We start from the raw sequence: 12,920 nt of genomic DNA on the forward strand, positions 1-12,920 counted from the left end.
ATAAAAAGGTATCTAAAGTATTTGACAAATCTCTTGAATTTATTGCATCTAATTTGGAAGATGACAATCGTACTATAAAGTCATTGAGACAAATGAATCAAGATACCAAGTTATCTCATTATAGAATAAGGAAGTATTTGTCAGATTTAAAAGATAGCGGTTTAATTATAAGAAAGAAACAAAGATTGCTGCTTAATGTTGATGCAGGTAATTTGTTTGGCTAACAAAACATGGAAAAAAATCTTGATGATCAATGCAAAGTAATAGAGTTGGTTCAAGATAGTGAAAGTAAATGAAGTTGAAATTTTGGTTAAGTCAATAGGTTGAGTTGGCTAAAGCAATAAGTGGGGGTGTAACAATGAATCTGGGTTGTGGTTGGCGGTGATGTTCTGTGAATTATTGTGATTTCGTTTAAATTGTTAGCAGTGAGGTTTGGATTTTTAGGCAGGCTAGGAAATAGGCTATAAGGAGTTTCGAGCAAAACTAAAAGGACTTAGCTGTTATAAGGGAGATATAACATTAAGATTGATAGCTAGGGTGGTAAGTTTATTGTAAAGGATACTGATGATAAGAATGTTGAGGTTGATGTATCTAAAAGGTATAGCATTAAGTGCAGTAAGTAGGGCATTTAGTACTTTAATAATAGCAATAAGAAATACTGTTGATAGTGGGGGAAAGAAGGTAAATGAAACACTATCAACAATTAAATAAGAAGATAAGTAGGAGAATCAACAATTAGTAGACAATAATAGATAATTATAGATAAAAATTAGTAAAAAAAATAAAGAAGTTTAAGCGAAACACTTTTCTTGTTTTTTATTGGGGGGCATACAGGGAAGATGTTTTTTGTGAGATTAAGTTATTTCAATATATTTTTTATTAAGCATTCATTTATCATGTGTGCATTTCATTCATTTTTTATTTATTCATTTTGATTTTGTTCTTGAACTAATGTTGGGAAGAAAATAAAAAGGAGAGATATAAGAAAGAGAGAGAAGGAAGATGAGAATAAAGAGAGTGATGATGCTGATAGTGGTGATGATGGGATGTAATAATGGATTATTAGCAGAGAAAGAGGGTTTAGAGGAGAGGAATAGTTTTTTAGAGTCATTAGTGAAGATCGGGCAAGGATTTCAAGAGATTTTTGGGGTTTTTGGGAATGTTGTTGGTGATGCATTAGGATTGAATGTTGTTAAATCGGGGGATAAGAGAAGTAAGGTGGAAGAACATTTTTAGGAGATAAAAAAAGGATTGGGAGGGATTAATGGAAAGTTAAAAGAACTATCAGATGAAATCTCTAGTGCAAAGAATGTTGAGGGGGGTACAATTGAAGCTGTTAAAGGTACAATTAAAGGAGTAAGTGATGTTTTTGAACGATTAATTGGTGCTCTAGCTAAATTGGCTGCTGTAACTAATGATAGTGCTGCTGATATTGGTGATACTGTTGGCGCTGGTGCTACAGTGGCTGCTGATAAGGCTGGGGGTTGATGCTATAATTGCAGAAGTTAAAAAGATCATTGATACAGCAGATAAGTTTGGGGTAAAGATTAACAAAGGAAATGCTGGTAATTCGGTATCATCTTCTGCTACAACTGATGCTACTGCTGTACTTTCTGGGGGGCAATGCTAGTTGCTGGTCCTAAGCTAGCAGGTGCAGTATCAGAAGCTGATACATGGGTAATGCTTAACAAGGTGAAAGATTTTAAAGCTACAATTGGTAATCTTAGTGAGGCCAGTAATAATGATGCTGGAACATTAGCAGTTGGTACACCTTAATCATGCCAACGGTACAGGTGCATCTACTAATTCGGACTTAGCAGCAGCTGTAGCTCTTAAGGCAATGACTAAGATTGGTAAATTTAGTGCTACTGCTAGTGGAGTTGCAGGGGTTAAAGCAGCAGGGGTAAGTGCAGTAAATAAGTTATTAGGAGTATTGTATATAATAATTAGGAAAACAGTAGCAAGCAATCTAGATAAGATAAGAAAGGCTGTTAAGGGAATAAAATACTCAGAGATTACTGATGATGTTCCAGAGGCTGGCACTATTCAAACTACTGTTACTAAGAATAAATAAATAATAATAAATAGACTAAATAATAGAGTCATTTAAGGAAAACGTTTCTTTCTTTGTACAGGAGAGTTGTTTTCCTTTGTTACATCTTAAGAAATATCGTAAGCATGCTAGTAATGGTCAGTTAGTGGCGTAGAAATAGGCATTAGAGAATAAGAATGATTTTTTAAATTCAGTTATAAAAATATGACAAGGATTTTAAGAGATTCTTAGTATTTTGGTAATGTTGTTGGAAATGCATTAATACTTATTGCTATTAAACCTAAAGATAATAGAAGCAAAGTTTGGGAACATTTTAAGAATTTAGGGGATTGATTAAAGAATACTAAGGATAAATTGGATGATTTAGGGGAAAAAATAGTTGCTATCCCTAATGCAGATACTAAAGAAGTAGAAGCTGTTGTTCGAGGTTCTAGTGCAGTGATTGAAAAGTTAATTGATTCTGTAACTAGGCTTTGCAGTAGTACCAGTATTAGTATTAGTTCCTCCTACAGTTAACTCAGCACCAGAAATTCCTTTTTTTAATCTTTACTCTAGAATTTTAGACAGTTTCAACTACAACTTTCACTTCCTAAATAACAGATTAACGCTAGCTTCTTCATAAGCTGATTCAGTAGTAGAACTACTATCACTAATGCCCTTGTTTGTTTATTGTCAGTGCTGTTGTTGGTATACTGTTGTCGATTTAAACTAACTGATGAGGTGGTTAAATGATGATTGATAAAATTAAAAATGCTAAGACTAAAATCGGTGTTTTTACTGTTGCTGCTAATAATAATGCTGGTATACCAGCTACTGATACTATTAATGATGCTAATGGTGCTGATATTGATATTGTTATTAAGGCAGCTGCAACAAGTGTTGTAAATAAGGTACTAGGAGTGTTGGATGTAATAGTTAATAAAGTAGTAAATTTTGAGTTTGCTAAAATTAAAGAAGTTTTTAAGGCAATAAGGTACTCTGAGATCCCTGGCACTAATGCTCCAGATGTTGATACTATTTAACCTATTGCTAATCAATAAATCTAGAACTAAATAATAAAGACAATTGAGGAAAACATTTTTCTTTTTATTAAGGATAGTTGTTTTCCTTTTTGTGTGTTTGAGTATCTTAAATAAGTTAAGAGAGAGAGTGATACCTTTCTTTTAATTAATTTCCTTTGATTAGATTTGTAGATTTGTAATGTCCCCAACAACATCAGTACCTGTATTCCTGTAATTTTTATAAGAAGGCTGTTTGTTGAAACTAAAAGTCAATAATCGGATCTAATAAAAAACAAATCATTGAATAATAAAAATGATTAAGGGAGACACTTTTTTCTTTATGAGGAGAATTGTTTTCTTTTTGTGTTTTCATATGTCTTATTAAACATTTCTTGTTTGTTTATTTAGCAAGTGAATTTCTATTTATGTATATTCATTTATTTTGATTTTCTTATTGAGAGAAAAAAGATAAGGAAGAGAAGGAAAGCTTTAAATGAGAGAAGGATTTAGAGAGAGGAAGAATTTTTTAAGAGTTAGATAATGAGGGAAAAAGGAAAATGAAAGAAATTATAGGGAAAAAAAGACAATGGGGATAAAAAAAGAGGATAGAGAGGAGTAATAGGGAAGATGAGAAAAATGAGAGTGATGATGATAAGTGTCATGGTGATGATGTGAAGTCAGTTTGAGAGAAGAGTTTTTGGGTGCAGTAGAAAATTAGGGAAAGGATTTTGGATGTTTTTGTGACTTTTGGCGATATGGTAAGTGGGACATTGAGAATAAAGGCAGATAGGAAGAAAAGCGATATAGTGAAGAACTTATTTTAATAGTATTGCTGATACTATTAAAATAAGTGAAAGATAGGTTAAATGCTGTTGTGGAAAAGAATGGGAATTATGCAAAGGTAAAAGAAAATATTGCTGTATTTATTACGATTATAGAAAAAATCGAGGAAGGAGCAAATGAAGTTGATGGTGGAGCTAGTGGTGATGCTAAGATTGGTGGGATTCCTACTAAAGGACAGGTAGCAGTGACGCTTGATAAGAATTTAGTTGTTTCTTTAGTAAAAGGGATTAAAGCTATTGTTGGAGTAGTGTTAAAAAGAAATGGGGGAGATGCTGTTGCTACGAAGACATCAGAAGATGATAAAAGGATATTGGGAAATTGTTTGAGAAGAAGGAGGATAATAAGGCTCAAGAGGCAGAGGCAGCCAAAGCAATTGTATGCATTTGTATATTAATTTTATTAATAATATAGTTATTATGTTTTTAATTTTATTATATTTATTTAAATATTTTAATATTATATGGTATAATATATCATATTTATAAATATGATATTAAAAATTTCGATTTAAATAAGGAGGAAAATATTTATGTCGCAAGATCCAATATTAGAAACTATAGAAGAAAAACAATTAAGAGATCCTATACTATCTTCTTCAGCTTTTTGCAAAAATCCTAATCCAGAAGAGGAATCTGATGAGGTGCTAAAAAAGTATTATAAATTAGAAGAAAAAATTGATGAGGTACTAAACAGATATTATAAAGGAGAAAAAAAAATTGAGGAAATAGAGAAAGAATTTGATGAAGAAGATTTAGAGAGAAGAAGACTTGCTGCGGCAGGGGAAGTAAGGTTTAATTTAAAGTTAGAAAGACTTTCTGAAGAGAAAGCAAAGTTTGAAGCAAGAATGACAAAAAATGCTAGTGAGAGGGCAAGACTTGCTAAAGAAAGAGCAAGACTTACTGGAGAAAGGAGTGATGACAGAAGCGACAGACTTTTTGAAGAAAGGATAGCAAAATTTGTTGAAGCAGGTAAAAAAGTATTTGAGGCAGAGGTAGCGAGACTTAAAGAAGAGATGTCAGACCTTATTGAAGCAGAGGTAGACAGATTTACTGAAGCAGAGAAAATAAGACGTGTTATAAAGAGAGTAAAATGTGCTGAAGTAGAGAGCGTAAAATTTATTGAAGTAGATAGATTAAAACTTGAAGCAGAAAGAGAGACTTGCAGCAGAGGTAGCTAAACTATTTAACGGATGTAGATCGTGATTATAAAGAAAGATTAAAGAATGTAGTAGTCCCAATAGACAAAGCATATATTGAGATTATCAAGATCTTAAATAAAATATAAATGTTATTAAATTTAAAGTAATATTGTGAACAATGGAAGAAAGAAATATTCTTATTCTTCCATTGTCATTAATAGTAGTTTAAGAAGGAAAATAAAGTACTATCTACAGTGAAACAAGAAGATAAATCTGCAGAAGTAACAGCTAGTGGACAACATTAAATAACGATCAATAAAAAATCAATACTAAAGAAAGTTATTAAAGAAAATATTTCTTTCGTTTTTGTGATACATACAGTTAAGGTGTTTCCTTATTAAATTAGGTGATTTTAGTATATTTTTTATAGTTTTTATTAAGTGTTCATGTATCATGTTTTGTGGGGGAATATGGAGTGAAGTAAAAAAATTAGTTAGTGAGACACTTGATAAGATAATAGAAGGAACAAAGACTGCTAGTGAGGCTATTGGTATTACAGGTGATGATCTAATTGCTAATGTTGCTACTGTTGGTGCTAATGCTGCGGGGTATTAAGGGTAAAACTGAGAACTTAATAAAAGGAATTTAAAATATAGTAGATATAGTGCTTAAGAATGAGGAAAATGCAGAAGCTGGGGATGATAAAAAGGCTGAAGATGGTAATAGTGCAAGGGGTGCTCATGCTGGGGAGGCAGGTAAATTATTTGGTAATACTGGTAATAATGGTGCTATTGCTGTTGATGCAAAGAAATCAGCAGTTGATGCAACTAAAGTAGTTGGAGCAGTAAGTGATGCTAACATTTTTAAAGCTATGATTAAGGATAATGGTGATGCTTGTAAGCTAGCTAATACTAATCCTGCTGTTGCTGTTGCTGGTTTTACTTCTCCTAAAGATGCTACTATAGCAGGAACTATAGCATTGAGAGCAATGTCAAAGGATGGTAAATTTGCTAATAGTAATGCTGCTGATGATATTGCTACTTCAGTTAAAGGAGCAGCAGTAAGTGCAGTAACTAAGGCATGAGATACGTTAATTATTTCAATAAGAAAAATAATGGACTTGGGACTTAATGAAGTTAAAGAGGCAATGAAAATTAATACTAATGATATCCCTGTAATTTCTGATAAGACAACTCCTAAAGCTTAATTTAATAACAAGAGAAATAAATATATAGCTAAATTTAGGAAAACTTTTCTCTGTATGAGAGTTGTTTTCCTTTTTTTATTTTATGAGATTACGTTTAGTTGAAATTTGTATTTTCTTTTTTTATTTAATTGATTTACTTCCTCAAATTAAGGAAGTAAATCAATTGTTGATGTGTTATTAGTATTTTTAATAAGAGTTAAGTGAAGTTGTTATTAAGAGTAGTAAGTACTTTTTATTTTTGTATGTGTTATTTTTGAATATTTTATGATAATTGAGTGTGATTCATTTATCATGTGTGCATTTCATTCTTTTTTTATTTATTCATTTTTATTGCGTTTTTTCTGTTGTAGTGAAGTTGTTAAAAAGAGAAGAAAGGGAACATAAAAAAAGGAAGGAAAGGGAAGTTAAAAAGAATAGAAAAAAGAAGAATGTGGACCGAGTAACTTTTTTTAGAAGTTAGGAGAGCTTATTTAGAAGAGCTTAGTGAGAGAGTAAAGAAAGGGAAGAGAAGGGAGCTTTAAATTATTGAAGATTTAAAGATTGGGGGAATTTTTAGAGAGTTGTTAAGGAGGGAAAATTATGATGAGAGGAATAAAGGACATAAAAGGAATAAACGAAGAACAGAAAGGAGGAATAGGGAAGATGAGAATCATTAAACAAATTATTATACTCAGTTTAGTTATGGTTATGGGATGTAGACAACAGGAACAGGAACCAGGGAAACAGAATGGCGTTGGGAGTGGGTTAAGTAGAGCAATGATGGAAGTTGGGAGGAGTGCTGAGAATGCTTTTTATGCTTTTTTGGAGTTAGTTTCTGATGTTTTGGGTTTTACTGCTAAGTCAGGTACAAAGAAAGAGGAAGTAGGAAAGTATTTTAACAGCTTGGGGAATAAGCTTGGAGATGCATCAAATGAGTTAGAAGAAATAGCAAAAAAAGCAACAGCAGGTGTTGACAAAAACGATGCATCAAAAAATCCAATTAGAATTGCAGTTGATACAGCTAAGGAAGTTTTAAGCTCATTGAAAACCCATTTAGAATCTTTAGTAACAGTAGGTGATGAAAATGTAGTAGGTGAGGCAAATAGTGTTGCTGGTGTAGGAACAGTAGCAGAAGAGAATGTGTTAAAGAAAGCCCTTAAATCACTTCAAGGAATAGTAAGTATAGCGAAGTCAGTGGGTGTTCCAGAGCTGAAAACAGCATCTATAACATTACAAGCAGTTGGAGGAGTAGATAATAAAGATGGAGCTAAGATATTATCTACTAATACTAATCCAGTAGCTCAAGATGCAGCTAAAGCGGCATTAATAGTATCAGCAGTAAGTGGTGAAGAAATGCTAGATTCCATAGTTAAATCAAACGAAGGAGATGCGGCAGTAGGAGCAGCAGATGCAAATGGTTCAACAAGTGCAATTTCTTTTGCGAAAGGAGGTACTGCAGCTAATTTAGCAAAAGAAGCAGCTAAAGCAGCAGCAGTAGCAGGAGGAATTGCACTACGTTCATTAGTTAAGAATGGCAAACTGGCAACAGCAGCAGCAGCTGGTAATGCAGGAGGACAAGGAGAAGTACAAGCAGTAGGAGTAACTGCAGCAAATAAGTTATTAGTAGCAGTAGAAGATATAATTAAGAAGACAGTAAAGGATGTTCTAGAGAAAGCAAAAGGGAAAATAGACGAAGCAAGAAACCCAAAAGCAGCAGGGTAGTAAATAAGACAGATAGTTGGAATTAGATTATTGAAGAATAAGAGTAGAAGGTAAACTTAGAGACTATTCTATGTTGCCTTCTGTTTTAGAACTTTCTGAAATTCTGTTTAAAGTCCCTGTGAAGAAACTTATCAACTACTTACTTGATTTTTACACGCAATTAAACTGGGAGGTAGTGGTGGTTGTGATGATGGGGATGTAATAGACAACATGAAGCGGAGAAAGAGGCATTAGAGAATAGGAATGTTTTTTTGATTCTTTGGTTAGGATCGGAGAAGGGTTTTATGAGATTTTGGGGGTATTGGTGATGTTTTTGGAGTTCCTGTTGTTAAATTGAGGGATAAGAGAAGCAAAGTATGAAAATACTTTAAGGAAATAGGAGATTGGACTTATAGCAGCTAAGAATAAGTTAAATGAACTTGTAATAGCAATAAGAAATAGTGTTGATAATGGTTTAAAAGAGATAAATGAAGTATTAATTAAAATGAAACAAAATTAGTTAAAATTAAACAAAAAGATAAGACAGCAGAAGCAGCATCTCGTGAACAACAATAAATAATTATCTATAAAATCAAATAACAAAAGTTGTTGAAGGAAGCATTTTTTTGTTCTTTTTAAGGTATATAGAGAAGATATGTTTTTGTTAGATTAAGTGATTTCAATATATTTTTATTAAGCATTAATTTATCATGTGTGCGTTTGATAGTTGCATTTCATTTTTTGCTGTTGAAGTAGAGTTCAAAAGAGAAATAATGATGCAAGAAAGAAATAGAATAAATAAAAGAGAGAGAGAAGAGAGGGAAGGGAAGGGAAGGGAAGGGAAATGGGAGAAGGAAGAAGTATTGGTAAAGTGATGAAGAGAAGTATGGTATTGATGATGATTATGGGAATGATGGGATGTAATAATGGAGTAGCGGAGCTAGAAAAGAAGAATGAGTTTTTGAGTTCTATTGCGAATTTAGGGAAAGGATTTTTGGATGTTTTTGTGACTTTTGGGGATATGGTAAGTGGGACATTGGGGATAAAAGCAGATACTAAGAAGAGTGATATAGGGAAGTATTTTAGTGATATTGCGAAGACTATGATTTCAGTTAAGGAGAAGTTGCAAACAGAAGTGGCAAAGAATGGAAATTATGAGAAAGTTAAAACAGTTGTTGAGCAGTTTATTACTGGGACATTAGATAAAATTGCTACAGGCGCTAAGGAGGCAGCAAAAGGGGCTATAGATAATTCTATTATTAGAAATGCTAAACACAATGAAGATGCCTTACCTGGAGAAATGGCAAGTGTGAACGCCCTTGTTAAGGGAATTAAAGAGATAGTTGATGTGGTTTTAAAAGAAGGTAAGGCAGATGCTGATGCTACTAGAGATGATAGCAAGAAGGATATTGGTAAATTATTTACTATGACTGATGCTAATAGGGCTGATAATACTGCAGCACAAGCAGCATCAGCGTCAATAGGTGCGGTAACTGGTGCTGATATATTGCAAGCTATAATTGCATCTAAAGAAAATTCTAATGCTGATGGTACTGAGGGAATTGAAAAGGCTGCAGATATGCAGCAGAGATTGCTATTGCTCCGGCTGTTAATGGTAAGAAAGAAATTAAAGAAGCTGTAGCAAAGAAAGATGCAATTATTGCAGCTGGTATAGCATTGAGAGCAATGGCGAAGAATGGTAAATTTTCTATTAAAAATAATGAAAATGATGCTGTAAGTACAGTTAATAGTGCAGCATCAAGTGCAGTAAATAAGACACTGAGTACTCTAATAATAGCAATAAGAGACACAGTTGATAGTGGTTTAAAAAAGATAAATGAGACATTAGCTACGATTAAACAAGGAGATAAGTCAGCGGAAGTCGAAGCTAGTGGACAACAATAGATAATTAGATAATTATCAATAAAAATAACATTAAAAATTATTAAAAGAAACACTTCTCTTGTTCTTTTTGAAACAGGACAGAGAAGATGTTTCTTTGATTAAGTGAGATGTTGTTTATATCTTGTGGTAGTTCAGCACTATTTCATTTCATTTATCATGTGTACAACATTTATGTATTTTATTCATTTTTTCTGTTGGTCTAAGCTTAACAAGAGAAATAAGGAGGGAATAAAAAAATGAATAAAATAAGAGAGAAATGAAAGATAGAGAAGAGAGAGAAGGGAAAAGATACGGGAGAAGGAAGAAGGATAAGAGGGCTGATGAAGAGAAGTATTGTGTTGATGATGATTATTGGAATTATGGGACGTGGACAACAAGTAAAGAAATCAGAAGGGAAAAGTTTAAGTGAAGTGTTAATGGAAGTAGGAAGAAGTACTGAGAAGGCTTTTTTTGCGCATTTATAGAGTTAGTCTCAAAAGTAGAGTTAAGAAGAGAAAGCAAAGATTCGATTTTTCAGTTTTATAACAAATCTGGCGACACGGAAAAAAATCTATTGGTAAATTACTTGGTGCTAACGGAACTGATGGAACAGAACAACAAGCTGCAAGCCGCAAGTGCATCCGTAGGAGCAGTAAGTGGTGCTGATATTTTCGAGCTATTGTTAGTTCTGATGGATTTGTTGATAATGAGGTTGCGATTGATCAAGCAAAGAATACAGCAGAAATTGTTGTAGCTAACTGCGTTTATTATTCCTTTCAATGTCTTATTACCACCTATTTTTGTTTTTAACAAATCTAAATTTTCTTTTAATTTATAGTTTTGAAAATTATTTAAAGGAAACACTTCTCTTGTTTTTTGTTAAGAAGGATAGGAAAGATGTTTTCTTGTTGATTTAAGCCATTTAATCTCAATAAAACATTCCTACCTACTTGTCAAAACTTAAAAAATTTTGCTCCAATAAATAGCATCCGAAACTAACTCCAAAAAAGCATAAAAAGCATTCTCAGCACTCCTCCCAACTTCCATCATTGCTCTTCTATCTATTTCAACAACATTACTTCAACAGAAAAACGCAATAAAAATGAAAAACGCATGAAATGCACAAATGATACATTAATGCTTAACAAAAATATAAAAGAAATATATTACTACTTGTTTGAAATTTATTATGTTAATAGTGTATAGTGTAAGAAATTTTGGTGTTGAGAATGGTTAACATGATACATTATTTGTTGTACTATTCCTACATTTATTATAGAAACATATATATTCTGAATATTACTTTTTTAATTTATAATGCCTTTTCTCCCCCTTTACTTAAGGAATTAAGATTTTCATCTCTACCCTCTACATTACTTACAAAACAAATCACACAAAATATAAACACAAACCTACTATACATAAAATTCACACCCCTTTCACTTCGATATGCAATTCTTGCAAGCCTGAACTATCCTATCATCACTACTATATAATCAATAAGCTTTATAAAGCCTTTATCTAAATCTTATACTCCTTATCTAATAAATCTTCTCTTCCCATATCAGTATTCAAGCAAAAACAACAATTTCTAAAGATTGTTATTTTTAAATACTTTTTTAAATAAATTAAAAAAAGTCTCCCTTCAAAAGAAAGACTCTAATTTCAAACATTAGTCTTATAAACTATATCTTTTTTATATCTTTATGTATTTTCTTATCTCTTAAAACTCACTAGAACAGATCTTGCTTCTTGAACTAGTTCTTCTATCTCTTGCTTTTTTCCCTTAGATTCATTTATCTTTGCAGAAGCAGATTCTAACTGTTCTAAAGCACTTTCTGCATTGCATTGTGCCTGTCTGGAACAATACAAAGTCAAAGAGACAAAAACTAATTCAATTGCGCGATCAGTTAAATGAAAAAAGGTCTCATATTGATAGGCTTGTAATTCAAGTTAATAGTGGGCTTAATGAGAGAACATCTGCAAAATACTTGTTTGAGGAATCCCAAAAGACTTTAAAAAAATCTATTACTGAGAGGTTGAAAAATGTATTGCGTTATTCTTTCAGAAGGGCAAGCAATTATTTTTTACTAGTACAATTGTCAATATAGGATAATTCCTTCTTATTGTATTGTTAAGCTCCGAAAGAATACTATAAAAACTGGATTCTAATCGGCCATATTCACTTTTAAGTTTACGTGCATCCTCAATTAATTGAGCAAATTCATAACTACCAAGAGCACTTTTTATTTTATTAATTTCTGCTTGCGCCTCTTTTTCCTCCTTAGTATCCGGCACTAAATCCTCTACTTTTATCTCTATTTCTTCCTTTTTTAGATATTACAGAAACGAACTCACTCACAAAGATATCGAATATCTCAAAGAAAACTTCGATATTAAACTCGAAATGCTAGAAAAAGTATTAAAAGGCGAAATTTTAACTGTTAAAACTGATCTTGATAATAAAATTGAGAATGTTAGAAGTGAATTAAAATCAGATATTAAAGACCTTGATAATAAGATTGAAATTAATATAACAAAATTTGACAATACAGCAAGATTACATAATTGGATGCTTGGTACTATTATTACTATAACCATAGGAATTTTATTAACACTTATATTTAAATAGAAATATTAAATTTTAAGTAAACAAATGCAAATTACCGTTTCTATAATCTTAGATCACAGAAACAGTAATTCACATAACACAATAATCCTACAAAACTGCTGGCTTAACCTTTTTATAAAAACTGCAACTCGTTTAACTTATTTTAAAAAGATTATTTTCATTACTTTTATTTAAAAAAATTTGAATCGTATTGCAGTTGCTTTTAAAGCTTTTTTAGGTAATCTCAATATTTTTGCAACTTCAATAATAAAAAGACATTTAAAAAGTTTATTTTTTTCTATGTCTATAGGCTTATATTCTTTACATTCTGTTATTAATAAAAAGATTACAAATTTAAATAATTAGGCTGTGCAAATTACGGCTACTGATAGATAGTCATCTACCATAGTTCAAACTTATTAAAAACTTTAAAGTTTACTTTTAAAACTATCTTCTCCTACCCCTATCACTCCATAAAATTTTGTTGTAGTGAAGGCTATTTA

11 protein-coding genes and 6 pseudogenes are annotated in these 12,920 nt (G+C 31.8%); 15 read left to right on the top strand and 2 right to left on the bottom strand.

Annotated features, from left to right (window positions below):
* The 13 genes and pseudogenes from U881_RS10685 to U881_RS13050 all read left to right on the top strand — a co-directional run.
* A partial coding sequence (locus tag U881_RS10685; RefSeq protein ID WP_038363222.1) for a replication/maintenance protein RepL occupies positions 1-224 on the top strand: 224 nt, incomplete at its 5' end.
* Positions 225-603: 379 nt separating this feature from the next.
* Positions 604-711, top strand: a pseudogene (locus U881_RS13735) (variable large family protein); the annotation flags it as partial.
* Positions 712-1,002: 291 nt separating this feature from the next.
* Positions 1,003-2,074 (top strand): annotated as a pseudogene (locus tag U881_RS10690) (variable large family protein).
* A 333-nt stretch (positions 2,075-2,407) separates the two neighbouring features.
* A complete protein-coding gene (locus tag U881_RS12680; protein ID WP_160164782.1) occupies positions 2,408-2,569 on the top strand; it encodes a hypothetical protein in 162 nt (53 codons plus the stop codon).
* Between the two features lie 212 nt (positions 2,570-2,781).
* Complete coding sequence (locus U881_RS0102900; RefSeq protein ID WP_152520665.1) at positions 2,782-3,075, top strand: hypothetical protein; 294 nt, start codon at positions 2,782-2,784, stop codon at positions 3,073-3,075.
* A gap of 707 nt (positions 3,076-3,782) precedes the next feature.
* Positions 3,783-3,878: a variable large family protein gene (locus U881_RS13520; protein ID WP_160164783.1), complete on the top strand. Its 96-nt coding sequence runs from the start codon at positions 3,783-3,785 to the stop codon at positions 3,876-3,878.
* A gap of 50 nt (positions 3,879-3,928) precedes the next feature.
* Positions 3,929-4,281: pseudogene (locus tag U881_RS10695) on the top strand (variable large family protein); the annotation flags it as partial.
* Positions 4,282-4,426: 145 nt separating this feature from the next.
* Positions 4,427-5,074 carry a hypothetical protein gene (locus tag U881_RS0102910; RefSeq protein ID WP_024653168.1) on the top strand — a complete coding sequence of 216 codons (648 nt, stop codon included), beginning with the start codon at positions 4,427-4,429 and terminating at the stop codon, positions 5,072-5,074.
* Between the two features lie 441 nt (positions 5,075-5,515).
* Positions 5,516-6,242: pseudogene (locus U881_RS11490) on the top strand (variable large family protein); the annotation flags it as partial.
* Between the two features lie 582 nt (positions 6,243-6,824).
* Positions 6,825-7,943: a variable large family protein gene (locus U881_RS0102920; protein WP_407637303.1), complete on the top strand. Its 1,119-nt coding sequence runs from the start codon at positions 6,825-6,827 to the stop codon at positions 7,941-7,943.
* 394 nt (positions 7,944-8,337) lie between these two features.
* Positions 8,338-8,442, top strand: a pseudogene (locus tag U881_RS13740) (variable large family protein); the annotation flags it as partial.
* A gap of 324 nt (positions 8,443-8,766) precedes the next feature.
* Positions 8,767-9,827 (top strand): annotated as a pseudogene (locus U881_RS10705) (variable large family protein).
* 320 nt (positions 9,828-10,147) lie between these two features.
* Entirely contained in the window at positions 10,148-10,291 is a 144-nt protein-coding gene (locus tag U881_RS13050) for a hypothetical protein (RefSeq protein WP_200861714.1), read from the top strand.
* 1,231 nt (positions 10,292-11,522) lie between these two features.
* On the opposite strand, the gene U881_RS13860 is transcribed toward U881_RS13050, so the two are convergent.
* Positions 11,523-11,684: a hypothetical protein gene (locus U881_RS13860; protein WP_456061765.1), complete on the bottom strand. Its 162-nt coding sequence runs from the start codon at positions 11,682-11,684 to the stop codon at positions 11,523-11,525.
* Between U881_RS13860 and U881_RS12255 the strand changes: the two genes are divergently transcribed.
* On the top strand, positions 11,657-11,917 hold the full coding sequence (locus U881_RS12255) for a P12 family lipoprotein (RefSeq protein WP_235048123.1): 261 nt from the start codon (positions 11,657-11,659) through the stop codon (positions 11,915-11,917). The two genes, U881_RS13860 and U881_RS12255, sit on opposite strands and share 28 nt — an antisense overlap.
* Here U881_RS12255 and U881_RS0102955 read toward each other — a convergent pair.
* A complete protein-coding gene (locus U881_RS0102955; RefSeq protein WP_024653170.1) occupies positions 11,871-12,104 on the bottom strand; it encodes a P12 family lipoprotein in 234 nt (77 codons plus the stop codon). The genes U881_RS12255 and U881_RS0102955 overlap by 47 nt on opposite strands.
* Positions 12,105-12,213: 109 nt before the next feature.
* Here U881_RS0102955 and U881_RS13235 point away from each other — a divergent pair, with 109 nt between their 5' ends.
* The gene (locus tag U881_RS13235; protein ID WP_024653171.1) at positions 12,214-12,438 is read left to right on the top strand and encodes a hypothetical protein; all 225 of its coding nucleotides are present in this window, start codon (positions 12,214-12,216) and stop codon (positions 12,436-12,438) included.
* Positions 12,439-12,920 lie beyond the last annotated feature (482 nt).

This window comes from Borrelia persica No12 (assembly GCF_000500045.1).
In the GTDB taxonomy this organism is placed as follows: domain Bacteria; phylum Spirochaetota; class Spirochaetia; order Borreliales; family Borreliaceae; genus Borrelia; species Borrelia persica.

Bases quoted from the DNA above. Each gene is read 5' to 3' on its own strand.
- U881_RS0102920 (WP_407637303.1), top strand. From the start codon at position 6,825: ATGAGAGGAATAAAGGACATAAAAGGAATAAACGAAGAACAGAAAGGA.
- U881_RS13050 (WP_200861714.1), top strand. From the start codon at position 10,148: ATGAAGAGAAGTATTGTGTTGATGATGATTATTGGAATTATGGGACGT.
- U881_RS0102900 (WP_152520665.1), top strand. From the start codon at position 2,782: ATGATGATTGATAAAATTAAAAATGCTAAGACTAAAATCGGTGTTTTT.
- U881_RS0102910 (WP_024653168.1), top strand. From the start codon at position 4,427: ATGTCGCAAGATCCAATATTAGAAACTATAGAAGAAAAACAATTAAGA.
- U881_RS13235 (WP_024653171.1), top strand. From the start codon at position 12,214: ATGCTAGAAAAAGTATTAAAAGGCGAAATTTTAACTGTTAAAACTGAT.